We start from the raw sequence: 23,667 nt of genomic DNA on the forward strand, positions 1-23,667 counted from the left end.
TGTTGCACCCCAACATACCTAGCCAGCATCTGGACCCATGAATAAAGCCATTGGCCAACAGCAAACCCTCGACCAGATATCCGTCACCGCTTTAAAAGGTGTTGGGGCGAATTTGGCCGAGAAATTGGCGAAGATCGGCTTATTTTCCCTGCAAGATGTACTTTTCCATTTGCCATTGCGCTACATGGACCGCACCCGCGTAACACCCATGGGCGGATTACAGCCGAACATCAATGCAGTTATTGAAGGCGAAGTGCGCGCGTGCGATATCGTTTTTGGTAAGCGTCGAAGTCTGGTGGTGCGCATGCAAGACGGCACCGGCGGAATTACCTTACGTTTTTACCATTTCAATGCCGCCCAGAAAAATCGCCTGACCAGCGGTACACGGCTGCGCGTATTTGGCGAGACGCGCCGGGGCTCTGCCGGTTTGGAGATGTATCACCCGGAATACGATTTGTTAGATGAAGCCGCGCCACTTCCGCTGGATCAACACCTCACCCCCATTTACCCTGCGACCGAAGGCCTGACCCAGCCGCGTTTGCGCACGCTCGCAAGCCAGGCGCTGACTTGGCTTACAACCCATAATTTGCGGGAATTATTGCCCGACGAAGTGCGCCGACAACTTAACCAAAGTTCGTTGGCTGATGCACTGCGCTACCTGCACCAACCACCAACTGATGCCAACGTCCACCAACTGATGGAAGGCGAGCACCCTTTTCAGCAACGCCTGGCCTTTGAAGAACTACTCGCGCACCACCTGAGCCTGCTCTTATTGCGCAGACAAATGCAGACCAACGGCGCTCCCCGACTCAAAAGCGACAGCCAACTACACAGCCATTTTCTAAAACAACTGCCCTTTGCCCTGACTCGTGCCCAAGCGCGGGTATTTGAAGAAATCGCAGAAGATTTAGCTAAACCCGTGCCCATGCTGCGACTGGTGCAGGGCGATGTAGGCTCCGGCAAAACCGTAGTTGCAGCATTGACCGCCCTCGCAGCTGTCGCCAATGGAAAACAAGCTGCGATTATGGCGCCCACAGAAATCCTGGCCGAGCAACATCGCATAAACTTTGGCAAATGGTTGGAGCCTTTAGGCATTCAGCTCGGCTGGCTAACCGGTAAACTAAAAGTGGGCGAGCGCCGATCCCAACTTGCGGCTATCGCTAGCGGCCAAGCGCAGGTTGTGGTTGGAACCCACGCACTTTTTCAGGAAGCAGTCGATTTTGCAGATTTGGGCTTAATCGTTATTGATGAACAACATAGATTTGGTGTTCATCAGCGCTTATCTCTCTCAAATAAGGGTTCATCTTCGGCAAATCAGCGTGAATTGCGCCCACACCAACTGATTATGACGGCCACTCCCATTCCCCGCACCTTGGCCATGAGCGCCTACGCCGATCTGGATTGCTCGGTTATTGATGAGCTACCTCCCGGTCGCACCCCTATCACCACCGTAGTCATTAGCGAACAGCGCCGACCTGAAATTATCGAGCGCGTTCGCTTGGGGTGTGAAGAAGGGCGGCAAGCCTACTGGGTTTGCACGCTTATTGAAGAATCGGAAGCGCTGGAAGCCCAAGCCGCGCAAGCTACTGCCGAGAGCCTAGCCCTGGCTTTGCCGCATTTGCGCATAGGTTTAATCCATGGAAGGTTAAAGCCCGTAGAAAAAGAAACCGTCATGGCCGCATTTAAAGCCAATGAGTTGGATTTATTAGTGGCCACCACTGTTATAGAGGTGGGCGTAGATGTTCCCAATGCCAGCCTTATGATTATTGAAAACCCGGAGCGGCTTGGCCTCGCGCAATTGCATCAGCTGCGCGGGCGCGTCGGGCGCGGTTCAGCAGCCAGCCACTGCGTACTACTTTACGGATCGCCCTTATCGCATCACAGCAAAGAACGTTTGCGCGTTATGCGGGAAAGCAACGATGGCTTTTATATCGCCGAACAGGATTTGCAATTACGCGGCCCTGGCGAAGTTTTAGGCACCCGTCAAACTGGCGATATGCAGTTCAAAATTGCCGATTTACAGCGCGACGCACACCTTTTACCCAGCGTAAAACAGGGCGCGGATTACTTAATGGCGCATCACTTCACACTTTGCCAAGAAATCATCTCGCGCTGGCTAGGAAAGAGTCATGTTTACCTGCAAGTTTAAAATACTCGTCTATGCTCACAAGATAGCTGTCTTTGCGCTACACAGATTTTCATTCTTCGACCTAATGAACTAACAAAGGAGTAGGCCGTGCCAGTACCCGCTAGCGTTCAATCGTTACTTCAAACTCGCAATGTTGCTTATGATTTGGCAACAACACCGTTTAATGACGATGATCGCCGCTTGATTTGGCATGACCAACATTTACGTAATATGAGCGCCGCTAAATCCTTGATTTTACAAGATGGCCAAGGCCGGGTTCAGGTAATTATTTCTGCAGATCGCCTGCTCGACCTTAAAGCTGTTAACCGCCAACTGGGCCGTGAGCTACAAGCCACCAGCCTGGAAGACATTCGCAAATTCTGCGATAGCCATCAACTGGACTCCATCCCGGCACTGCCAAAACTTGCGGGCCTGCAAACGCTGGTCGACAAGAGCCTGATGGATCGCAATGAACTACTGCTGGATTCCGGCAGCGAAGAACAATTGGTGCGCATAGACCGCAGCGAGTTCGAACAGATTTTGGAAGGCGCTACCTTGTGCGATATTTCTGTACCCCTCGCACCTTTAGAAGTTGATGATCTCAACACCTCAGATCAAGACCAAATCCTGGGTGCCGTGCGCAACTTTACCCAGCTGCGCGTTAAGCAACGCCTGGAAGAAACCCTTGAATTGCCGCCACTTTCCGATACCGCGCAACGCATTATTAAACTGCGCGTTAATCCCAATGCGGATATCAGCGACCTTGCCCAAATCGTAGAAACTGACCCAAGCTTGGCTGCGCAAGTGGTGAGCTGGGCAGCATCGCCTTATTACTCAGCGCCCGGCAAAATTAAATCTATTCACGATGCCATTGTGCGCGTGCTCGGTTTTGACATGGTGTTAAACCTGTCATTGGGTTTGTCACTTGGCAAAACCATGACCATCCCCAAAGAAGGCCCGCATGGAACCCTGCCTTACTGGCAGCAAGCCGTGTTTATGGCAGCCACTATTGAAGGCTTGGTAACTGCAATTCCACGCGATCATCGCCCGAGTTTCGGCATGGCCTACTTGTGCGGATTGCTGCATAACTTTGGTTATTTGATTCTGGCAGAAGTGTTTCCACCCTACTTTCATGCCTATTGCGAAATGGCCGATGCCAATCCGCACGTAACTCACCAAGCTATTGAACGTCATTTAGTGGGCGTAACGCGCGAGCAACTGGCAAGCACCTTGATGTCGCTCTGGTCCATGCCAGAAGAAGTGGTAGTGGGTTTACGTCACCAAAACAACCCCAATTTCCAGGGCGAATACAGCCAATACGCCAAGTTAATCTTCGTTGCCCAGCGCTTGCTGCACCAACACAATATTGGCCACGGACCCAAGCTGGAAATTCCGCAATCCGTATTTGACGATTTGCATTTGGACCCCGAAAAGGCCCAGCAAACAGTGCAAAATATTTTGGAGTCCAGCGACGATTTAAAGCATATCGCGCACGAGCTAAGCCCCAAACATTGAAGGGGCGCGCCGGCCGGCACTCCAAAAAAGACTGCAACACATAAATCGCGTTTTTAATGAGTTACATTGGAGAGGGCTATTATGAAATTCACCCCAACGAAATTCACCTCAACCCTTACATTCCTGATTGTCGCCACTGCCATGGTTACTTTTTCGTTAATTTCGTTCACGCTTTTCCCGCGCCCATTGTCGCTGGATAATCCCACGTTCTTGGTAGAAACTATTTTTGTCGGCGGCTTGATGCTAATGGTTACTTCCACTCGCCAACTCCGTTATCAAAGCATTAAAATCAAAGATTGAAGTTACACCCATACAAGTTGTGGCCAATTAAACCCCTGTCTCACTTACGGAAACAGGGGTTTTGTTTTTCAGGATAATTAAAAAATATGAGTAATGCGCAAGAAGCTGCGGCGATTTTAGTTGAACGTCGCCAAACAGGTACGCAAGGTGATCGACTGCCTGAAAGCTGCCGTCCTACCAATATTAAGCAAGCCCTAGATATTCAAAACGCTGTTACCGAGCGCTGGTGCGAGCTTGAAGATGACAGCATCGGCGGCTGGAAATGCTTGTTACCACCGCAAGATAAAATAGTCGTCGGCCCTATTTATACCCGTACTATAGATTCAGTCGCCCCGGTGGCACTCTGGCCAAAACCAGGCACTACTGATATCGCCCGCATAGAGCCGGAACTCGCTTTTTTCTTCGGCATAGATTTACCCGCACGCGAACAACCTTATACCCCCGCCGAAGTCGATGCTGCCATTAGCCGTACCCATCTCGCGCTTGAATTGATCAACTGCCGCTACATCACTCCAGGCGACTGCACTTTCCCGGAGATGCTTGCTGATGGTTTGGTTAATCAGGGTTTGTTTATCGGCCCGCAAATTGATAATGCTTTAGCGCAAAATGCCAGCGAATTTACGTTAAATGTACGCCAAAATAGCGAACTTAGCGCTCATCACGCAAAACATCCAAATGGTAACCCGAAGGCACCTTTGTATTGGCTGGCCGAATTTTTACGCAGCCAAGGGCAGGGGATTGTGGCTGGTCAAGCGGTAATCACCGGGTCATTTGCAGGGGTTTTGGAAGTGCCGATGAATGCTGAAGTTAGTTTGGAATATGTGGGATTGGGTAGGTTGGATGTGAGTTTTACTGCCAAATCATAAGCTTGTTAAATAGGGAGTCGTCATCCTCGCGCAGCGGGGATCCACCGGGCTGGCGATCCAGTTTTTGATTTTACTTTAAATCGTTAAGAGCTGGATCCCCGCTGCGCGAGGATGACGACTGCATGGATGCAGGAGGTAGAGCAACGCAGGAGCAGTTGCCGACGATTCCCTGCTAAAAACCTATTGTTGCAAGTACGAACTATTTGCGAGGAAAAGGAATGAATAAATTTACCGTCACTATCGCTTTGATATTTGCCTTCTGCGCCACATCAATCGCCGCCGATGCTCCCGGCACGCCCTTCAAGCTCTCAATACGAGAACAAACCTTTTTAGAGCAGAAGGTGTGCGGTGCCCAATACAACCTAAAAGCCAGCAAAATCAAGGCTTACGCCTTTGAAGCCAGAAAGGCGACCGACGGTAAAATCGGCTTGGAAGCGCGAACCAATGCCTATGTGGAATGCGCAAGCCACGGCGATTTTATGGGCAAACCCATGCACTACATCGACGATTGCGACTTGGTAGATGGCGAATGGGACTGCTCACCACCGCAACTTGAAGTGGTCGTACCCATCAATGGCCGCGACGTAAAAATGCGCCCTTGGGGCGGCCTCACCCCCGAGAAATCCTACGCCTTACTCAAAGACATCAGCACCCGCGGCCGCTTCCAGGGCGAATCCCTCGACAAAGCCATAGGCAACAGCTGCGACATCGCCAAAAACAAAGACCCGGATATAGTCGAACTCGGCTGCGAAGCCACCATGAGCATCTCCTACTGGTGCCCACAAACCAAAATCACCGGCTGCCCCCGAGTGCTATTCTTAAGTTTCGATGAGCCGGCGCTTATGCGGAGGCAGTGATGATTAAACATTTAATTATTGCTTTAGGCTGTATAGCTATTTTTGTAATTTCTCTTTACGTGAATGCCGATGAAGAGCCGATGTCAAAGGCCAATATTTCAAAAGTCGAATATTCACAAATAGAAAACATTGCCTGCATGAAACCTCACAAAATTAAAGCTGAAATCATTACAGCTTCTCGATATGAGAATGGAAATCCAAATCAACAGAAATATGCATACGTTAAATGCAAACCGCACAGCGTATTTAAATATCCTGAAGTCAATTGCTCTCTCACGGATAAACAATGCAAATTCCATGATGCGCTTATCTTCTATGAAGCGAACTGTTCACTCCATGAAAAGTATTGGGAATGTAAAAAAGCAAATTTACTCACCAGCGTTAATCTCCTCGGCAAAACAATTGAACTTCACATCTTAGATATAACCCCAGAGCTGGCGTATCAAACTCTTACAAGAATAAGCACTTATGGAAGCTATCGAGGGGTACCAATGGAAGATCTCATGGGCTACAACTGCAACATATCCCAACCCAAAGCTGAAACGATAGAGCTAAGTTGTAGGTATAAAATTACTGTTTCAACTTTGTGCCCACAGTCAGAACCAGCTAAATGCCCACGTATTGTTCTTGTTACTGAACAGCCAATCCTCTAAGGAGATTTATTTTGTCAGACCAACCCTTTTTCAGTTGTGAAATCCCCGTGCGCTGGGGCGATATGGACGCTTTCGGCCACGTGAACAACACGATTTATTTTCGTTATTTTGAAGAGACTCGCTTCCAGTGGATGCTGCAAAAGGGCATCCCCATTGGCGGTGCGGATTACCCCGTTGTGGTCACCATTGGCTGCACTTTTTTCCGCCCGGTTTTTCACCCGGATACCTTGCGCATTGATGTATTTATCTCCGAACCCGGCCGCTCCAGTTTTATGGCGACCTACAAGGTTTACACCAGCGCTGACCGTGAGAATCCCTGCAGCGAAGGTTATTCAAAAATCGTTTGGGTAGACAAAGCGACCGGCAGGTCGGTCGCGCTGCCGGATGCGGTTAAGGCGTGGTTTTAACTGGCTCCCCCCTTATCACGGGGGAGGCTGGGTGGGGGCTTACAACTGCGGCGTAAAAATAAAATGGAAGGCTTTGCCATCCAACCCATCAATACTCACTGCGGCTGATTGTTTGTTGGCAACCAAAAGCTTGGGGCTGGCTTTGAGCTGGTAATTCTTACCATCGTAAAAATAGACTTGAGCATCTACAAAAACATTGCCGTCACTTTGTTTGGTGGAGGTGACTTTCACTTTAATTCGATCATCCACCTTGGTTTCGCTAGACTCACCCGCCTCGTTCAACAAATGAACGCTCGCGATAGGCTTTTCTCCCTCTGAAACCGCAAGATCTACCTTAATCTGATCAGCATAAGCTTGTGACCACCACAAGCCTGCGGCTGCAACCGCAACAGCTGCAGCAAGTGCCGATAAGCGCTTGCTGATGGATTTCTTTGCAGCTCCAGAATTTTCAACGGCGGGATCATCCTGCGCAAGCAAGGCTTCCACCTGCGTATCAAACGCAGCCGCTATAGCTTTGGCGGATTCGAGCGAGGCTGAACCGCTGGTTTCAATCCGCTGTACTGTGCGCATACTAAGCCCGGCAACTTCCGCCAAATGGCTCTGGCTCCAGGCACGCAGTTCGCGCTCGCGGCGCAGTTGGTCTTTGTTTAATTGCATATCCATGTTTCATATCTCCGGCAGGGGGTTAAGGAAGCCCGAAGCCTCGCCGAGATAAGCCTTGTTGTATACGACACTTGTATGACATGCGTGGTCAGCGCTATGAAATTCGCGTTTTCTTTATTTTACAGGCACAAAAAAAGGCGCAACAAGTGCGCCTTTTTTATCAACTAACCAGAGATTAGCTGTTAACAGAATCTTTCAAAGCCTTACCCGCTTTGAAGTTAACGCTGTTTGATGCTGCGATTTGGATCTCCGCACCAGTTTGTGGGTTGCGGCCAGTACGGGCAGCGCGGTGGCTTTGGCTAAAAGTACCGAAGCCAATCAAAGTAACGCTTTCATCGCGGCTCAAGGCGTTGGTGATTTGCTCAACAATGGCAGATACAGCTGCGTCTGCTTTTTCTTTGGTCAAATCGGCCTGGGCAGCCACGGCGGCTACTAAGTCTGCTTTATTCATGATGGATTTCCTTCGAAGAATGGTCGTTTGTAATTATTCGGCGTGCCTTTTTCAGCCGCCTGTAAATTTGAGCTGCTAGAATGCCAGCTTCTGATGACTTTAGCCTAGGGTTTTTTCACCTTGCCAACTATTTCACATTTCAGGCGCCAATTGCGCTGGTCCGTTAACCCTAGCTTATCATCGCCCCTACATCCTAGTACACGTTTGCGATCCTGGCTGCTGGATAATGGCTCGCTGACCGCAAAATTATTAAAACTCAGCCAGGGGGACTTCCGGGTAGAGGTGTTGCGCCAGCTGAATGCTCGCGCCAGCCTTAGCGAAGCTCAGGCTTTAGGAATCAATCCGCACCAAATCTGCCTGATTCGCGAGGTAATTTTACGCGGCCATAACCAACCTTGGGTGTTTGCCCGCAGCGTTTTGCCCTTGAGCAGCCTTACGGGCAACCTACGCCATTTACGTAAGCAGGGAAATCGTCCTTTAGGGGCTTTTTTGTTTAGTCAGCCACACTTAAAACGCAGCCCCATTGCCCTAAGCTTGATAAGCCGCCATCATGCCTATGTGCCTGAAAAACTGGTGGGCGACGCCCAGATTTGGGGTAGGCGCTCAATTTTTTCCCTGAGCGACAAGCCACTTTTGGTTAGCGAAGTTTTCCTGCCGGGCTTTCCCGGCGAATAAATACCAGCACTGATAAACTTAACACCTGATAGCCGGACGACCGCCTATCTTGTAACTGATTCGGGACGACCCTTTTTCAAATTGACGAGGGTTCCTATGAGTTGGATATTATTGGTATTGGCTGGCCTGCTGGAAATTGTATGGGCAGTAGGCCTGAAATATACCGAAGGCTTTACCCGGTTTTGGCCGACAATAATTACAGTGACGGCAATGTTAGTCAGCTTGGCGATGCTAGGCGTAGTCATGAAAACCCTACCCGCCAGTACCGCTTACGCCGTATGGATGGGGATTGGCGTGTTGGGCACTGCCATTCTCGGCATTATGATGCTCAACGAACCAGCCACCTTTGGGCGTTTATTTAGCATTAGCTTAATTCTTGCGGGAGTGATTGGCCTAAAGCTGACAACTTCTACCTAAACTTTGTTAAGCCGACACGCTTGCGCGAGGCAGTTTTACTGATAGGTACAGCTCTTTTATGACCACGGATAAACCTACAACGGCAGATTCACCGGTTAAGCAATCTGCCGCGGAGACTGCACCTTCAACGACAGCCAAGACACCAGCCCCAAAAACAGCGGCTCCTAAAAAAGCCGCAGCTCAAAAAGCATCCTCAGGCCAGGCAAAACCTGCTGCCACCAAAGCGGCTCAGCCTAAGCCAGTTGGAGCAAAAGTGGGGGGCGAAAAAAAGAAGCCTGCCGCCGCTACAAACCAAACAGCACCGGTGATCAAACCCGCAGTTGAAAAAGTGGCCTCAGCGCAGCCTTCAAATACTGCCAAGCCTCAGCCGGTTGCAACAGCAGTTAAGCCCAACGAAGCCTCTACCACCCCCAAAGCGGCTTCTTCCAAACCAGCCGCTACCAAAACTGCCAAGAAGCCAGCCGCCAAACCTGTACAACAAACTGACGCTAATACGACTCAGCCGACGCCACCCTTAAAAACCGATATTCCTGCACCTGCACCTGCACCTGCACCTGCACCTGCACCTGCACCTGCACCTGCACCTAAAAAGTCTGCGCCGCACGCCCGCAAACGCAAGCCTCTACCGCCAGCGGTTCAAGGGATTGCCAAACGCCTGCCGCATTTCATGCAGCTGATGCGCTTGGATAAACCTATCGGCATTTTGCTATTGCTTTGGCCAACACTCTGGGCACTGTGGCTTGCCGCTAATGGTGTTCCGTCCATCAAAAACCTGGTCATCTTCTGCCTGGGCGTGGTGATCATGAGATCTGCAGGCTGTGTCATCAACGATTTCGCCGACCGCAAAATTGACGGACGAGTCGCGCGCACTCAGGGCCGTCCGCTGGCAACCGGGGTTATTTCCAGCCGCGAGGCCATTATTCTGTTTGTGACTCTATGTTTGATCGCCTTTGGCCTAGTGTTACTCACAGATCCACTTACGATAAAACTCTCGGTTGGTGGTTTGCTGCTCGCCTTCAGCTACCCCTTTATGAAACGCCACACACATTTGCCACAAGTCGTGCTGGGCGCGGCTTTCGCATGGGGAATCCCCATGGCTTATGCTGCCGAGACAGGCGCACTGGATAAAAACATGTGGTTAATCTACCTCGCCGTCGTACTTTGGACGGTGGTTTACGATACGTTTTATGCCATGGTCGACCGCGATGACGATTTGAAAATCGGCGTGAAATCTACGGCGATTTTGTTTGGTGAGCAGGATCGCGTTATCACTGGCGCGCTGCAAATTATGGTGCTTTACGCACTGGTTTTAGTGGGTAAAGCTTATACGCTGGGCTGGGTGTTTCACCTTGGGCTTGTAGTCGCAGCGGGGCTATTTGCCTATCAACAATGGCTAATCCGTTTTCGCGAACGCAAAGCCTGTTTCACTGCATTCCTCAATAACAATTGGGTTGGCGCCGCTATTTTTATAGGAATTGCAGCAGATCTAGCGCTCAAATAATCAATATAAACCTGCGTCGGGATTCTGCATCACCATCTCTTTCTCGAAACAATCTGCTAATGCTATAGCCTGGCCGATTTAGTAACCTTTCTTAGCTTTTCGCCGCTATGATAGCGCTGTCATTGATTGTAGAATCGCAGCGCATTCATTCTAAAAAGGTAGTCTCTCCATGATAAAAGTCTTACGCAGTACCGCTTTCTTTCTAAGCCTTCTAACTTTCGCCACAACCTCTTTTGCAGCTGACAAGGCTAAACCCGACAAGGACGGCTGGACCTATCTGTTTGATAAAAACATGACTCAATGGACAACTTACCTGGGCATTCCCCGTGCAGAAACAAAAGTCACCGGCATTCCCAAAGATGAAAAAGGAAACTACACACAAGCCGTAGGCTTCAACAAAGATGAACGCGGCGTGTTTACCACTAGCATCGTGGACGGTGAACCCGTATTGCATGTAACCGGCGAGATTTACGGCAGCGTGCACACCAAGCAGGAATTTGAAAACTATCACTTGGTTGTGCAATTTAAATGGGGCACGCAAAAGTGGCCACCGCGCCTGACTGAGCCGCTGGATACCGGCATTCTCTACCACGTCATTGGTGACCACGGCGTGGATTACTGGAAGGCTTGGGCGCTCTCGCAAGAGTTCCAAATCATGGAACACAACACCGGTGACTGGTGGCAAATTGCCGGCTCGCAAATTGATATCCGCTGCGAAAAAACACCCGCCGAAACCGTACCGGTTTACAACCCAAAAGCACCACTGGTTAGCTACGGCCCGGGCGGCGCAGGTATTACTTGTATGCGCGGCAAAGATGCGGAAAAACCCAACGGCGAATGGAATACCCTTGAACTCATCACCTTCGGCGATAAGAGTTTGCACATAGTAAACGGACAGGTTGTGATGGCGCTGTCCAATTCGCGTTACACCAAAGACGGTAAAGTTATCCCTCTTACCAAAGGCAAAATTCTTTTGCAAAGCGAAGCGGGCGAAGCTTTCTTTAAAGGTGTGAAGATCAAACCGATTAAGGGAATTCCGGCGGAATATCAGTCTTACTTTTAATACCGCAAATCCTTGGGTTTTCCACACAAAGGCACTGTAAGATCTCCCGCTTACAGTGCCCTTAAAGGAGTTAGCATCATGACCAAGGCATTCACCTCTCCGCTACACAAATACCTGATCAAACTCCCCGAAGCCACACTCGACTACCCCTTTGGTCCCGAAGCCGCTGTCTATCGCGTGGAAGGGAAAATATTTGCTATAGCATCGGCAGGAAGCATCAACCTCAAATGCGACCCCGAACATGCGCAGGAATTACGCGCTGTTTTCACCGAAGTCACCCCTGGCTACCACATGAATAAAAAGCACTGGAACACGTTGGACTTAACCGGCGATTTACCCAAGAGCGAAATCCATCGCCAAATTGATCACTCTTACGATTTGATTGTGAAGAAACTGCCCAAAGCGACCAAGCAACGCTTGAGGATCTTGCATGAACGATTGGCGTGGTTGAAATAATTCAAACGCAAGATTTTTATTTCACCTAATCTTTATTCAGCTGCCAGCCAGTTACGCTTGGCTATGTTAAACGGACAGCAACCGAGCAGCCCGGTGAAATGTAAATGTGTGTCGCCAAAGCCGCTCAACATTCACGTTAAAACAAGGAAAACTTCGATGAAAAAGCAGCGTGTTTTACTTCTGGCGATTCCAATCATTTGGGCAGCTTGCGCCATTTCCTGTTCCAGCAGCGACAAGAAAAAAGAACCCACAGTATCCTCGTCTTCACAAGTAGAAGAAATACGAGTTACAGGCGCAAAAGCCACACGCAAAATTGAACGCGAAGCCAAAATGGCGACACCTGCGCCTACTCCAATAGCCTATGCACCAAGTCAGATACAAGCTGTAAGAAAAATGTCTGAAATAGCTTCACCTCCTCCACCGCAAAACACCGAAAACTATCAACACAAAGAAGAAAGCCCGATCAAAGTTACCGCTAAAGAACCCGTTTCTACGTTCAGCATTGATGTAGATACTGGCGCTTACGCCAACGTGCGCCGCTTCTTAAACCAGGGTCAATTACCACCGAAAGATGCAGTACGCATTGAAGAGTTGATTAACTATTTCCCTTACGCAAAAGTCACCAAAAAAGGTGCGCATCCGTTTGGTGTTGATACCGAGGTTGCACCCGCGCCCTGGAATGCTGATCACCAATTGTTACGTGTGCGCATTCAGGCGATGGATACCAAAACGGTTTCATTGCCCGCATCTAATTTAGTGTTTTTAGTAGATGTGTCTGGCTCAATGAGTTCGCCTGACAAACTCCCGCTAGTAAAAAATACGCTCAAAATGTTGACGAAAAAATTGCGCGCACAAGATCGTATTTCGCTTGTTGTTTACGCAGGCAGAACGCAAGTTGAACTTGAACCTACAGCAGGCAATGAGCACGATAAAATTCTCGCGGCTATCGACAAGCTTGAAGCGGCCGGTTCAACCGCTGGCGAATCTGCAATGAAACTCGCATACCAAATGGCACGCCGCAGTTATATTCCTGACGGTATCAATCGCATTTTAATGGCAACTGATGGCGATTTTAATGTGGGCATCAGCAACATCGACCAACTGAAAGATATGGTTGCCGCTGAACGTAAAACCGGAATTTCATTAACCACGCTCGGATTTGGCCAAGGCAATTACAACGAATATTTAATGGAGCAATTAGCAGATGTTGGCAATGGCAATTACGCCTACATAGATTCTGCCGATGAAGGCCGCAAAGTGTTGATTGAAGAAATGGCATCCACATTTAATACAGTGGCTGCGGATGTGAAAATACAAATTGAATTCAATCCCGCACAAATTTCTGAATATCGTTTAATCGGTTACGAAAACCGCGCGCTTAACGAGCAGGATTTCAACAACGATAAAATCGATGCCGGTGAAATTGGTGCAGGTAAAACTGTTACAGCGATTTATGAATTAACACCTGTGGGCAAACCAACCTTGATTGATCCACATCGTTACGAAAAAGCCGCTGACACCAAAGCTGCAAAAAGCAACGAATTTGGTTTCTTGCGCATTCGCTACAAAAAACCTGATGCAGACAAAAGCATTTTGCTGGAAGAACCATTGCTCATTAGCAACAACAAAACCAGCCTCGATAAAAGCAGCGAAGATTTTCGCTTCGCAGTCAGCGTCGCCGGTTTTGGCCAGCTGTTAAAAGACAACAGCTACATGAACAACTACGGTTTTGATCAAGTTATCGCACTGGCAAAATCTGGTGAAGGCAGTGATGAAGGTTGCTACCGCGCTGAATTTATTCGCTTGATAAAAACAGCAAAAGAATTATCCACACAAACGCCAGCAAAAAAGGCAGAATGACCTTTTGCTTCCATAACTGATTTTTAAAGTAAGGATATTTATGAGTTTGTTGATTCGTTTTTCGTTGGCAACATTGTGTTTGTGTGCAGCAATGCAAACGTCCGCGCGTGAAATTGCACTGACGTTTGACGATGCGCCCTTGGGGGACAGCGCACTCATGACGGGCGCGGAACGCACCAACAAGCTCATAAAATTTTTGCAGGATGCCAAGGTTCCCGATGCACTTTTTTTCGTCACAACCAACAATATTACCGAGCAAAACAAAAACCGCCTTCATCAATACACGCAAGCGGGTTTTCATCTCGCCAATCACAGCCACAGCCATTCGTCGGCAGCCAAATTGGGCGTGAATGATTATTTGAGTGATGCCTACAAAGCACATCTCATTCTCAAAGATTTTGATAATCGCCTGCCTTTTCATCGTTTTCCCTATTTGAATTACGGTGCGGATGCTAGCGCGGTTGAAAAGTTGCAAGCCGGTTTGGGCGAATTGGGTTACAAGGATGGCTATGTGACCGTGGATAATTTTGATTGGGCGATCAGCGGAATTTTGGCCAAGGCTGCGGAAGAAAAGAAAACTATCGACTACAAAAAAGCCAGCGCGCTTTATGTAGACACTCTGGAGCAATCAATTGAGTTTTACGATGCTATCGCCCAAAAAACCTTAAAGCGCTCCCCACGACATGTACTTTTACTTCATGAAAATGATGCTGCCACACTTTTCTTACCTGATTTAATTGCGCGTTTGCGCAGCAAAGGTTGGAAAATTATTTCTCCGCAAGATGCGTACAAAGACCCCATCGCCAAACAAAAGGTTTTTCACAAACAGGGTAGGGTTGCAGGCATCGCAGCGAATAAAGGAGTTCCCGAAACTGATTTGCGCCATGAATCAGAAAATATGGAATATTTAGAAGCTTTGTTTAAAGCGCGGAAAGTGTTTGAGTAATTTGTTGAAAACCGTATCGCTCACACTGAGTTAATCGAAGATTTAAATTTCGACAAATTCAGTGTGCGCGGAAATAGCAATTCTCTTAAGGCTTTTTGTTCGTCAAATTATCTTTAAACCAAGCCACCAATTCATCCTGCATTTCTTTGCGATGATTTCCAATCGAATGGTTATCGCCTTCATAAATAACAAGCTTGTGCGGATGCTTAAGCTCGGTAAGTTTTTTATCCATTGCTTTTGCGTTGGCTACATCAACCCGCTCGTCGTTACCACCGTGCAACAACAAAATGTGTGTGGATTTGGGAATTTTATCTGCCCATAAAAGCGCCGAGCGCTCTGCTAAAGCCTGTTCTTTTTGGATGGCATAGTTAGGAATTCGGTCTTTGTAGACATTTTCCATTTCTGCCCGAAATTTTAATTCCGCCGCGAGATCAACCACTCCACCAGCCACGGCTATGGCCGAAATTTTAGGTGATTGTTTGGCCGCCATATAGGTCATCATGCTGCCACGGCTAAAACCATACATGCCGATTTTCTTGCTATCTACCTGCGGGAATGCACCTGCCAACTCCACCAGTTTGAGTACATCGCTCAGGTCTTTACCGCCAAACTCATCCTCACCTGAATTGGGAATGCCTTTGATAAACCCACGGTATTGGCTGCCAATCACTACAAACCCCTGCTCAGCCATGGGGAAGAAATTCATCATAATGTAGCCAAATACCGAAGCGCCGAAATCGCCATTGCCGCCACGGTTAAAAATCAGCAGGGGTAGTTTGGGTTGTTTAGCAGAGGCCTTGTCCTGTGTTGCGACAGGTTTGGGTGCAACATAAAAGCCGCGAACCAAAATGCCATCCACCAAATAATCAAAGTTTTCACATACTACGGCGCTTTGATAATGCTCAAACATCTTGCGCAAACCCTCTTCCACCTGTTTGTTTTCAGGTTTAGCCATGCGCTCGGCGGCGCCGGGTTTATGTTGGGCGAGGAACGCTCGCCAGCTATCAAAGCTTGCAAAAGGCCCGCTAAAGCAGGAGTTCACATTGAGGAAGTTTTTATCGGTGAGTTCGATCGCAGAGGCAGGCAGGGCGAAGCAATAGCAAGCAAGGCAAAATGTCAGTAGTTTTTTCATATCCAGATGTTCCTTGTTATTTAAAGTCAGGTTTTGCCGATTCCAGTGGCTTTTCATTGTTATAACCGCATAGCCGAATTCATCTTAGCATCATTTTTAAACGAGACTTCATCAGCTCAAAAAAGGAACCTCGGCCGCTCAAGCCGGTATTTTCGGCAAATTTATGAAAGAAATGTGGCGCTTATCGACAAAATAAGTGCAAGTGTCACGAATGTGTAACAAACTCTTTATTAAATAGACTGCAACAATAGTTTCACAAACCAGTGAGTCTTTCAGAGCAGAACCTTATGTCAGGACGTAAAATTTTAATTGTCGATGATGAATCCGCTATTCGCGATATGTTGCGTGTAGCCTTGGAAATGGCTGAGTACGATTGTATTGAAGCCAGCAATGCGCAGGATGCCCATGCACTGATTGTGGATGAAAAGCCTGATTTGATTTTGCTCGACTGGATGATGCCCGGCACCAGCGGTATTGAACTGGCGCGCCGTTTAAAGCGCGATGAAGTGACTGCTGACATCCCGATTATCATGCTCACCGCGAAGGGTGAAGAAGACAACAAAATCCAGGGCTTGGAAGTCGGTGCCGATGATTACATCACCAAGCCGTTCTCTCCCCGTGAATTGGTTGCGCGCTTAAAAGCCGTATTGCGCCGCGCTGACCCTAAAATTTCTGGCCAACCGATTATCGTGCAAGGTCTGTGTTTAGATCCTTCCAGCCACCGCGTTACCATCCATGACCAATCACTGGATATGGGCCCGACTGAATATCGCCTGTTGGAATTTTTCCTCACTCACCAAGAGCGCGCTTATACCCGTGGCCAGTTGCTGGATCACGTTTGGGGAGGCAATGTCTATGTGGAAGAGCGTACCGTAGACGTACATATCCGTCGCTTGCGCAAAGCCCTGAGTATTGATGGCCACGAAGATCTGGTGCAGACCGTGCGCGGCACCGGCTACAGGTTCTCGACTAAAATAGAAGCTTAAGCATAATATGCGACTTCACTAAAGCAGCCCTGGCTGCTTTTTGCTCCACACTCGCGAGGCCAACCTTTTGTTTTTGACCGGTTTTAAAATTGAGCTGCGCCGCCTGCTCATTATTTTTGTAATTTGCGTTGGCTACGGCGTTCTGTTTGGCTTGCAGTGGTGGCTGTTGTTTACCGGCCTGTGCCTCTATCTCGCCTGGCTCTTTTACCAAATGTATCGCCTCAACAAATGGTTGATCAAAGGTACTGATGCGCCCCCGGAGTCGAGCGGTTTGTGGGGTGAAATCTTCGACAACATGTACAACCTGCAACGCCAGCAACAAATCGAGAAAGAAAATCTGCAAGCTGTTATTAAACGCATTCAGGAAATTACGTCTGCCTTAAAAGACGGCATCATCATTTTGGATTGGCGCGGCCATCTGGATTTTTGGAATCCTGCTGCGCAACGCATGATTGGTTTCCGCACTAAAGACCAGGGCTTATCGGTCATCAATTTTATTCGCGATCCTAAATTCGTTCACTACTTTGAAACGGGCGATTACGCGGAGCCTTTGGATTTACCTTCGCCACGCCACCCCAATAAGCAATTGCAAATCCAGATTACGCGCTTCGGGCAACAAGAGCGTTTGATTGTGATTCGCGATATCACGCAAGTGCACAACCTTGAGCAAATGCGTCAGGATTTCGTGGCCAATGTTTCGCACGAATTGCGTACACCGCTTACGGTAATCAATGGTTACATTGAAACCATTTCTGATAACAACAGCATGCCCGCGTGGGATAAACCTTTGCAGCAAATTTTGCAGCAAGGCAAACGCATGTCGCTATTGATTAACGACTTGCTCGTTTTATCAAAATTGGAAACCACCGAGGCAGGGCACAATCAAAAAGAATTGGAGATGGAACCGCTGTTAATTTCCATCAAAAACGAAGCAGAAGCTTTGGGCAATGAAAAGCAACAAACCATTCGTTTGCAATGTGACCAGGCGATTAGCATTCACGCCAACGAAAAAGAAATTCACAGCGCCTTCTCTAACCTTGCGATCAATGCCGTGAAATACACACCAGAAAATGGTGTGATTGATTTGCGTGCATGGAAAGACAATTTACATATCTATTTTTCGGTTACCGATAATGGCCCCGGCATCGATAGTAAACATTTACCACGTTTAACCGAACGCTTTTACCGCGTAGACGCCAGTCGTAACAGTGCCACCGGCGGCACAGGCTTGGGCTTGGCCATTGTTAAACACGTCCTCCTGCGTCATGACGGCGAATTAAAAATCACCAGCGAACTGGGCAAAGGCAGTACTTTTACCTGCGTGTTGCCTTTGCATCACCATTAACACAGACTAGACTCCTTAAAATCCCGGCAGTCAAACATTTTCGTTAGCGCGCATAGTGCAACCTAAATTGCATTTAAAACGTCTAACGAAAATCTATTTGATGACTAGCGATATTTTCTAGCCAATATCCAACTGGGAATACAACGAACACAAGGAGTTTTGATTGTGAAATTTATTCTATTAATCCTTACCCTAAGCGCAGGTCTGCTACTTACCGCCTGCACCGACGCCAAACAAACCCGTTGCATGCCTGTAGTGGTTGCCTATCCAACCTGGTCAGCCAATCAATTGCCACTTGAATCAATTCCCTGGCATAAATTTACCCACATCACATTGACCTTTGCACTACCCAATGCATATGGCAGTTTGCAAACAACTGATGTGGATAAAATTATTGGTCCGATTGTTAAAGCAGCACATGAAAAAAACAAAAAAGTATTTATATCCATTGGCGGAGCGGTTGGATATGGCGATGCATTCCAAAAAATTGCTGCCGATAAAGAGCGCCTAAAATTATTTACACAAAATGTAAAAGCTTATGTAGCTGCAAATCACATCGACGGTGTTGATATAGATTGGGAATATTGGACAAAACAAGCCGCGCACAAACAAGGTGGCAATGATCCAGTTGAAAGCCGTTTGCTCGTAGAATTACTTGCAGCCTTACGCGCAGAGCTTCCCAAAGATATCACACTGACGACAGATATTTTTGCGGGCTATTGGTATGGCGAACAATACTTACCCGAAATTCAAGAGCATGTCGATTATCTTGCATTAATGGCTTACGATTTTACCGGCGCATGGGAATCATCACCCGTAAAACACCACGCCGATTATTCCACGTTTAAAAATAGTATTGATTTTTTTGTAGACAGAGGATTTAAAAAAGAAAAGTTGCTCGTCGGTTTCCCGGCCTACGGTATTGAGTTTATCGGCGGAAAAAATACGCAGATTAATAAAGACTATGCGCACAAACAAATAGTCGAAAAAATCAAACAACAGCAGGGCAATATTAATTCTGGAAAAATTGGCAATCTATATTTCGAAACGCCGGAACTTGTTAAGAAAAAAGCCCAATATATCCTCAACCAACAGCTGGCGGGAACATTCCTGTTTGAATTAACGCAAGATACGCTGGATAATGACACCAGCTTGCTCAGCGCCAGTAATCAAGTAATCTCACCCAATTTTTGCGCAACGCAATAGCTTTGGCAAACTCAGTAATTTCGGTACCTTTTCATGACCAGTACACCGCTCTACGGATTTTCTGACAACTCCTTTAAAGCCGCCGGTGAGGAAGCGGGAATCCGTAAATTGGTAGATGATTTTTATCACTTTATGGATGAGTTACCAGAAGCAGCCGTGATTCGTGCCATGCATAAACAAGACCTCACTGAATCGCGCGATAAGCTCACTTTATTTTTATGCGGTTGGATGGGTGGCCCCAAGCTTTATCACGACAAATACGGCGGCATCAATATTCCGCGTGATCATTCACACCTTGTTGTCACCGAGGCCGAGCGCGATGCCTGGCTGTTATGCATGCAACGCGCAATTGGACAGCAAAACTACACACCGGAATTTGGTGACTATTTATTGACACAATTGCGCATTCCCGCCGAGCGCATCTTTAGTGTCGCCAAAAAACCGCAATAAAAATTTTCCAGCCAGCGCATATCTATTAATTCGTGCAAAACAAACTAGTTTTTTGCACATTGCGACAACTCATTACAGGTTAAAATAAAGCCTTACTGAGCTTTTCTACATATCTTCATGAGTCCATCTCCTATTTATGAATAAATCTCCCTGGCTCATGATTTTGCTGGCAGCTACGGTTGCTATCACGCCTCTTGCAGTGGATATGTATTTACCTGCCATGCCAGTTATTGCGCAGGATTTACAAACTCATATTGGTACTGTGCAGCAATCGCTCAGTATTTTTTTAGCCGCTTACGGCGGTGGAATGCTGTTGTTTGGCCCCTTGGCCGACAAATGGGGGCGCAGGCCTTTAGCTCTTTTCGGTATAGGCGGCTTTGCGCTTGCCAGTCTTTTTTTAACCTTTGCTAATAGTATTGAAAGTTTTTTAATCGGTCGTGCGCTGCAAGCATTTTGCGGTGCGGCAGCAACGGTCATTGTGCCGGGAATTATTCGTCATCTTTATCAAGAGCATACCGCCAAAGGTATGTCCTACATGTCATTGATTATGATGCTCGCGCCTTTGTTGGCACCGAGTATTGGCAGTGGGATTTTATTTTTCAGTAAATGGCATGTGATTTTTCTGGTGATCTTTGCTTACGCAGCCATCCTGCTATTTTTTATTTGGAAATTTTTACCGGAACCACCGCGCTCGAGCACAGCGAATACGATTAGCTTTTTCTCAGGCTATAAAACGGTTTTTTCACGACGGGAAGTTCGCCCGTTAATTACCACTATCGTTTTTTCTTCTTTCAGTTTTTTTTGTTACCTCACGGCAATTCCGTTTGTATATATAAAATATTTTGGCGCTAGCGAACAACTTTTCGGTTTGCTATTTGCGGTGAATATTATTTTGTTGATGACATCCAACTTTATTAATAGCCGCTATGTCACTCGCTATGGATCACCGCATATGGTGCGCATGGCGCTGCGAGCCGCTATAGTTTTTTCATTACTGCTATGCACAGTAAACGTCTTGCAACTTGGCTTGGTATTTACAGTGATAACACTGGCACCCTTAATGGGTTGCCTGACCATGATTAGCACCAATACCGATGCCATGATCTTGCTTAAATTCCCTGATCATTCCGGCACCGCCAGTGCCGTTACCGGTACATTGCGCTACGGTTGCGGTGCCTTGGCCGGCCCTATGCTCGCACTTACCTTTACGGGCACCCCCATTCCGTTTACGTTACTAATGTTCTGCGGAGTTATTGGAATTGGCGCTTGCCAATATTGGATACTTAAATCGCAACGCAACCAAATGCTGGAAAAATGAGGCAGGGTGCTTAAGCCTGAATAAAACCCGTGGATTCTTTTTGAGTAAGTGGCATTATGTCTAACACAGATATACACCGCTGAATCAAAAGGACTCCCATGATAAAAACATCCGGCACATACCATCTTTTAATTCTGGCGTTAGTAGTAAGCGTCAGCGCCTGCAGCACACAAGACAAAAAATCAAAAAAGGATTCGCCTGATGTGCCACAACAAATTGGTGCCGCTGTAACAGCACCTTTAAATGATTTGAACCTGATTCAAACAGCTATTCCCGAAGTATTGCGCAGTGCGCAGAAAAATCCCTACGCAGTACCCTCTAATAACAGTTGCGATAGTATCGGCAAAGAAATCAGTGCACTGAATGAAGTACTGGGTGCCGATTTGGATACACCTGTCATCAAAAAAAGTGAAGGCTTATTAGAGCGCAACCTGGTTTCCGAATCCGTTTCCAGCATTCGCAGAACCACCGAGTCAGTTGTGCCTTTCCGTAATTGGGTGCGCAAATTATCTGGCGCAGAACGTAAATCCAACGCGGTAAAATCAGCGATCACCGCTGGCAGTATTCGCCGCGCATATTTAAAAGGTTATGGGCAAGCGAATAAATGCCCGGCGCCCGCAGCGCCCCAAGTGATTGCAGTACAACATTAATAAGAGCCACCATGAACGAACAGAACAAAGATCCATTACACGGGCTTACACTGGAAAAAATTGTCACTCAGTTGGCTGAGCACTACGGCTGGGAGGAATTGGGAAACCGGATTAATATCCGCTGCTTCAAGTCTGACCCCAGCGTTAAATCCAGTTTGAAATTTTTGCGCAAAACACCTTGGGCAAGAACTAAGGTAGAACAACTTTATCTCAATACTTTTTAACATTTAAATGGCCACATTCTTTTAACCCTCATTGCGGTGATAGTGAAAGCGCCCAAATATATACTGACGAATTGTGGTCATTGTGCTGAAATGAAAAAGCACAGCGTTGTTAACATTACTAAGGACATGGTTTATATAAAAATGCTTCCGACTTTAAACGAAATTGAACAAGCCGCTGAAATTGTTTACTCGGCAATGCCACCCACACCGCAATATTGCTGGCCATTGCTGAGCGAAAAACTTGGCGCAGAGGTTTGGGTAAAACACGAAAACCATACGCCTACTGGTGCATTTAAAATTCGCGGCGGCTTGGTGTATTTTGCTGCCTTAAGCGCAGAGCAAAAAAATATAACCGGTGTTATTTCCGCCACACGTGGCAATCATGGTCAATCTGTTGGCCTTGCTGCAAAGCGCTATGGCATTCCGGCCACAATTGTTGTTCCCCACGGCAACAGCAAAGAAAAAAATGCTGCCATGCGGGCGCTCGGCGTCAATCTTATTGAATTCGGTAACGACTTTCAGGAATCAAAAGAATATGCCGAAAAACTGGCGCAAGAAAATTCCTTGCATATGGTGCAGTCCTTTCATCGTCTTTTAGTGGCGGGGGTTGCGACTTATTGTTTGGAGTTATTCCGCGCCGTTGCAAATATTGATATTGTTTATGTTCCTATCGGCCTTGGATCAGGCGTTGCTGCTATGCTGGCAGCTCGCAATGCGCTCGGGTTAAAAACAGAAGTTGTAGGTGTAGTTTCCGCACATGCACGCGCCTACGCTGAATCTTTTATCCAAAAGCAATTTGTAGAATCACCTGTAACTACGCGCATTGCCGATGGTATGGCCTGTCGCACACCCAACCCGGACGCGCTGGATATTATTTGCAATCAAGTTGACCGCATTGTCGAAGTGACCGATGCTGAAATTGCTACAGCCATCCAAACCATTTTCGAATGCACACACAATATTAGCGAAGGTGCGGGCGCCGCAGCTATGGCAGCTGCATTACAGGAAAAGCAGCGCAATCTTGGCCGTAAGATTGCTGTGGTGCTTACCGGTGGAAATATTGATCGCGACCTTTTTATAGATGCACTTAACAATAAAACCTAAAGTTTAACTCGCAACAACAAAAAAAGAGGGGGAAACGATGAAAGACCTGACATCAAAAATAATTGCACTTTTACTATCTATCGCGTTTAGCTTCGCTCATGCCGAAGTTTACTCCTGGGTAGATAAAGAGGGTAAAAAACATTTCGGACAGGAGGTCCCTAAAGAATACGCCAACCAAAGCAAAGTGCTTGACGTGAAAGAAGTAAACAGTATGGATGCGACTAAGGTCACTCCCGCCGCCCCACAAAGAAAAACTTATACACAGCAACCCGCAAACCCATTACCCACGCAACAAGATGATTACACCCCAAACTTGACTAAGTGCGAACAGCAAAAACTGGCGTATGAAAACAGCGTGAAATGTTATGCACGTTGTAGAAATTCAGATGCCCGCGCAGCCGGTGTCAATAATGTTGCAGCCTGCAATTGTGTAGATGCAAAAAAGCCCAACTGTTAGTTGGGCTAAAACTGCAAGACAATTTAAGCGAATAAAA

26 protein-coding genes are annotated in these 23,667 nt (G+C 47.4%); 23 read left to right on the top strand and 3 right to left on the bottom strand.

Going from position 1 to position 23,667, the window contains the following annotated elements; translation table 11 throughout:
* Window positions 1-37: 37 nt before the first annotated feature.
* From recG to IE104_RS18400, 7 genes are all read left to right on the top strand, one after another.
* Window positions 38-2,149, top strand: coding sequence for an ATP-dependent DNA helicase RecG (recG, locus tag IE104_RS18370; RefSeq protein ID WP_189421271.1), 2,112 nt, complete (start codon window positions 38-40; stop codon window positions 2,147-2,149).
* An 87-nt stretch (window positions 2,150-2,236) separates the two neighbouring features.
* Window positions 2,237-3,643 (top strand): HDOD domain-containing protein, encoded by a 1,407-nt coding sequence (locus IE104_RS18375; protein ID WP_189421273.1) that lies wholly within the window; start codon window positions 2,237-2,239, stop codon window positions 3,641-3,643.
* An 81-nt stretch (window positions 3,644-3,724) separates the two neighbouring features.
* Complete coding sequence (locus IE104_RS18380; RefSeq protein ID WP_189421275.1) at window positions 3,725-3,943, top strand: hypothetical protein; 219 nt, start codon at window positions 3,725-3,727, stop codon at window positions 3,941-3,943.
* 86 nt (window positions 3,944-4,029) lie between these two features.
* Entirely contained in the window at window positions 4,030-4,809 is a 780-nt protein-coding gene (locus IE104_RS18385; protein ID WP_189421277.1) for a hydratase, read from the top strand.
* Between the two features lie 218 nt (window positions 4,810-5,027).
* A complete protein-coding gene (locus IE104_RS18390) occupies window positions 5,028-5,666 on the top strand; it encodes a hypothetical protein (RefSeq protein ID WP_189421279.1) in 639 nt (212 codons plus the stop codon).
* Window positions 5,666-6,319, top strand: coding sequence for a hypothetical protein (locus IE104_RS18395; protein WP_189421280.1), 654 nt, complete (start codon window positions 5,666-5,668; stop codon window positions 6,317-6,319). Before IE104_RS18390 ends, IE104_RS18395 begins: the two co-directional genes overlap by 1 nt.
* A gap of 11 nt (window positions 6,320-6,330) precedes the next feature.
* Window positions 6,331-6,726 carry an acyl-CoA thioesterase gene (locus tag IE104_RS18400; protein ID WP_189421282.1) on the top strand — a complete coding sequence of 132 codons (396 nt, stop codon included), beginning with the start codon at window positions 6,331-6,333 and terminating at the stop codon, window positions 6,724-6,726.
* Between the two features lie 39 nt (window positions 6,727-6,765).
* Here the strand turns inward: IE104_RS18400 and IE104_RS18405 are convergent, their stop codons facing one another.
* Together IE104_RS18405 and IE104_RS18410 are read right to left on the bottom strand one after the other, a co-directional pair.
* Entirely contained in the window at window positions 6,766-7,389 is a 624-nt protein-coding gene (locus tag IE104_RS18405) for a helix-turn-helix transcriptional regulator (protein ID WP_189421283.1), read from the bottom strand.
* Window positions 7,390-7,564: 175 nt separating this feature from the next.
* Window positions 7,565-7,840, bottom strand: a complete 276-nt coding sequence (locus IE104_RS18410) for an HU family DNA-binding protein (protein ID WP_189421285.1) — start codon at window positions 7,838-7,840, stop codon at window positions 7,565-7,567.
* 204 nt (window positions 7,841-8,044) lie between these two features.
* Between IE104_RS18410 and IE104_RS18415 the strand changes: the two genes are divergently transcribed.
* From IE104_RS18415 to IE104_RS18445, 7 genes are all read left to right on the top strand, one after another.
* Window positions 8,045-8,515 (top strand): chorismate--pyruvate lyase family protein, encoded by a 471-nt coding sequence (locus IE104_RS18415; protein WP_229838154.1) that lies wholly within the window; start codon window positions 8,045-8,047, stop codon window positions 8,513-8,515.
* Between the two features lie 96 nt (window positions 8,516-8,611).
* The gene (gene sugE / locus IE104_RS18420; protein ID WP_189421288.1) at window positions 8,612-8,932 is read left to right on the top strand and encodes a quaternary ammonium compound efflux SMR transporter SugE; all 321 of its coding nucleotides are present in this window, start codon (window positions 8,612-8,614) and stop codon (window positions 8,930-8,932) included.
* 667 nt (window positions 8,933-9,599) lie between these two features.
* Complete coding sequence (ubiA, locus tag IE104_RS18425; RefSeq protein ID WP_189421430.1) at window positions 9,600-10,433, top strand: 4-hydroxybenzoate octaprenyltransferase; 834 nt, start codon at window positions 9,600-9,602, stop codon at window positions 10,431-10,433.
* A gap of 169 nt (window positions 10,434-10,602) precedes the next feature.
* Window positions 10,603-11,496 carry a 3-keto-disaccharide hydrolase gene (locus IE104_RS18430; RefSeq protein WP_189421290.1) on the top strand — a complete coding sequence of 298 codons (894 nt, stop codon included), beginning with the start codon at window positions 10,603-10,605 and terminating at the stop codon, window positions 11,494-11,496.
* A gap of 78 nt (window positions 11,497-11,574) precedes the next feature.
* Window positions 11,575-11,952: an MmcQ/YjbR family DNA-binding protein gene (locus tag IE104_RS18435; RefSeq protein WP_189421292.1), complete on the top strand. Its 378-nt coding sequence runs from the start codon at window positions 11,575-11,577 to the stop codon at window positions 11,950-11,952.
* 156 nt (window positions 11,953-12,108) lie between these two features.
* A complete protein-coding gene (locus IE104_RS18440) occupies window positions 12,109-13,812 on the top strand; it encodes a vWA domain-containing protein (RefSeq protein WP_189421293.1) in 1,704 nt (567 codons plus the stop codon).
* A gap of 40 nt (window positions 13,813-13,852) precedes the next feature.
* Window positions 13,853-14,758 carry a polysaccharide deacetylase family protein gene (locus tag IE104_RS18445; protein WP_229838160.1) on the top strand — a complete coding sequence of 302 codons (906 nt, stop codon included), beginning with the start codon at window positions 13,853-13,855 and terminating at the stop codon, window positions 14,756-14,758.
* An 85-nt stretch (window positions 14,759-14,843) separates the two neighbouring features.
* On the opposite strand, the gene IE104_RS18450 is transcribed toward IE104_RS18445, so the two are convergent.
* Window positions 14,844-15,890, bottom strand: coding sequence for an alpha/beta hydrolase family protein (locus tag IE104_RS18450; protein ID WP_189421295.1), 1,047 nt, complete (start codon window positions 15,888-15,890; stop codon window positions 14,844-14,846).
* A 287-nt stretch (window positions 15,891-16,177) separates the two neighbouring features.
* Here IE104_RS18450 and phoB point away from each other — a divergent pair, with 287 nt between their 5' ends.
* The 9 genes from phoB (at window position 16,178) to IE104_RS18495 (ending at window position 23,630) form a co-directional block, all read left to right on the top strand.
* Window positions 16,178-16,876, top strand: coding sequence for a phosphate regulon transcriptional regulator PhoB (phoB, locus tag IE104_RS18455; RefSeq protein WP_189421297.1), 699 nt, complete (start codon window positions 16,178-16,180; stop codon window positions 16,874-16,876).
* 40 nt (window positions 16,877-16,916) lie between these two features.
* Window positions 16,917-18,221: a phosphate regulon sensor histidine kinase PhoR gene (phoR, locus tag IE104_RS18460; protein ID WP_229838162.1), complete on the top strand. Its 1,305-nt coding sequence runs from the start codon at window positions 16,917-16,919 to the stop codon at window positions 18,219-18,221.
* A gap of 165 nt (window positions 18,222-18,386) precedes the next feature.
* Window positions 18,387-19,427 (top strand): glycosyl hydrolase family 18 protein, encoded by a 1,041-nt coding sequence (locus tag IE104_RS18465; protein ID WP_189421299.1) that lies wholly within the window; start codon window positions 18,387-18,389, stop codon window positions 19,425-19,427.
* Between the two features lie 33 nt (window positions 19,428-19,460).
* Window positions 19,461-19,877 (top strand): group II truncated hemoglobin, encoded by a 417-nt coding sequence (locus IE104_RS18470; protein ID WP_189421301.1) that lies wholly within the window; start codon window positions 19,461-19,463, stop codon window positions 19,875-19,877.
* 136 nt (window positions 19,878-20,013) lie between these two features.
* Window positions 20,014-21,195 carry a Bcr/CflA family efflux MFS transporter gene (locus IE104_RS18475; RefSeq protein WP_189421303.1) on the top strand — a complete coding sequence of 394 codons (1,182 nt, stop codon included), beginning with the start codon at window positions 20,014-20,016 and terminating at the stop codon, window positions 21,193-21,195.
* A gap of 98 nt (window positions 21,196-21,293) precedes the next feature.
* Window positions 21,294-21,845 carry a hypothetical protein gene (locus tag IE104_RS18480; protein WP_229838163.1) on the top strand — a complete coding sequence of 184 codons (552 nt, stop codon included), beginning with the start codon at window positions 21,294-21,296 and terminating at the stop codon, window positions 21,843-21,845.
* Window positions 21,846-21,856: 11 nt separating this feature from the next.
* Window positions 21,857-22,069, top strand: coding sequence for a VF530 family protein (locus IE104_RS18485; RefSeq protein ID WP_189421304.1), 213 nt, complete (start codon window positions 21,857-21,859; stop codon window positions 22,067-22,069).
* 90 nt (window positions 22,070-22,159) lie between these two features.
* On the top strand, window positions 22,160-23,173 hold the full coding sequence (locus IE104_RS18490) for a threonine dehydratase (RefSeq protein ID WP_229838164.1): 1,014 nt from the start codon (window positions 22,160-22,162) through the stop codon (window positions 23,171-23,173).
* 37 nt (window positions 23,174-23,210) lie between these two features.
* Complete coding sequence (locus IE104_RS18495) at window positions 23,211-23,630, top strand: DUF4124 domain-containing protein (protein ID WP_189421306.1); 420 nt, start codon at window positions 23,211-23,213, stop codon at window positions 23,628-23,630.
* Window positions 23,631-23,667 lie beyond the last annotated feature (37 nt).

This window comes from Cellvibrio zantedeschiae, from assembly GCF_014652535.1.
Taxonomy (GTDB): Bacteria; Pseudomonadota; Gammaproteobacteria; order Pseudomonadales; family Cellvibrionaceae; genus Cellvibrio; species Cellvibrio zantedeschiae.

Coding starts and splice junctions, on each gene's coding strand:
- recG (WP_189421271.1), top strand. CDS start 38: ATGAATAAAGCCATTGGCCAACAGCAAACCCTCGACCAGATATCCGTC.
- IE104_RS18440 (WP_189421293.1), top strand. CDS start 12,109: ATGAAAAAGCAGCGTGTTTTACTTCTGGCGATTCCAATCATTTGGGCA.
- IE104_RS18395 (WP_189421280.1), top strand. CDS start 5,666: ATGATTAAACATTTAATTATTGCTTTAGGCTGTATAGCTATTTTTGTA.
- IE104_RS18480 (WP_229838163.1), top strand. CDS start 21,294: ATGATAAAAACATCCGGCACATACCATCTTTTAATTCTGGCGTTAGTA.
- IE104_RS18385 (WP_189421277.1), top strand. CDS start 4,030: ATGAGTAATGCGCAAGAAGCTGCGGCGATTTTAGTTGAACGTCGCCAA.
- IE104_RS18470 (WP_189421301.1), top strand. CDS start 19,461: ATGACCAGTACACCGCTCTACGGATTTTCTGACAACTCCTTTAAAGCC.
- sugE (WP_189421288.1), top strand. CDS start 8,612: ATGAGTTGGATATTATTGGTATTGGCTGGCCTGCTGGAAATTGTATGG.
- IE104_RS18475 (WP_189421303.1), top strand. CDS start 20,014: ATGAATAAATCTCCCTGGCTCATGATTTTGCTGGCAGCTACGGTTGCT.
- IE104_RS18485 (WP_189421304.1), top strand. CDS start 21,857: ATGAACGAACAGAACAAAGATCCATTACACGGGCTTACACTGGAAAAA.
- IE104_RS18490 (WP_229838164.1), top strand. CDS start 22,160: ATGAAAAAGCACAGCGTTGTTAACATTACTAAGGACATGGTTTATATA.
- IE104_RS18495 (WP_189421306.1), top strand. CDS start 23,211: ATGAAAGACCTGACATCAAAAATAATTGCACTTTTACTATCTATCGCG.
- IE104_RS18450 (WP_189421295.1), bottom strand. CDS start 15,890: ATGAAAAAACTACTGACATTTTGCCTTGCTTGCTATTGCTTCGCCCTG.
- IE104_RS18405 (WP_189421283.1), bottom strand. CDS start 7,389: ATGGATATGCAATTAAACAAAGACCAACTGCGCCGCGAGCGCGAACTG.
- IE104_RS18390 (WP_189421279.1), top strand. CDS start 5,028: ATGAATAAATTTACCGTCACTATCGCTTTGATATTTGCCTTCTGCGCC.
- IE104_RS18430 (WP_189421290.1), top strand. CDS start 10,603: ATGATAAAAGTCTTACGCAGTACCGCTTTCTTTCTAAGCCTTCTAACT.
- IE104_RS18435 (WP_189421292.1), top strand. CDS start 11,575: ATGACCAAGGCATTCACCTCTCCGCTACACAAATACCTGATCAAACTC.
- IE104_RS18445 (WP_229838160.1), top strand. CDS start 13,853: ATGAGTTTGTTGATTCGTTTTTCGTTGGCAACATTGTGTTTGTGTGCA.
- IE104_RS18380 (WP_189421275.1), top strand. CDS start 3,725: ATGAAATTCACCCCAACGAAATTCACCTCAACCCTTACATTCCTGATT.
- ubiA (WP_189421430.1), top strand. CDS start 9,600: ATGCAGCTGATGCGCTTGGATAAACCTATCGGCATTTTGCTATTGCTT.
- IE104_RS18410 (WP_189421285.1), bottom strand. CDS start 7,840: ATGAATAAAGCAGACTTAGTAGCCGCCGTGGCTGCCCAGGCCGATTTG.
- phoB (WP_189421297.1), top strand. CDS start 16,178: ATGTCAGGACGTAAAATTTTAATTGTCGATGATGAATCCGCTATTCGC.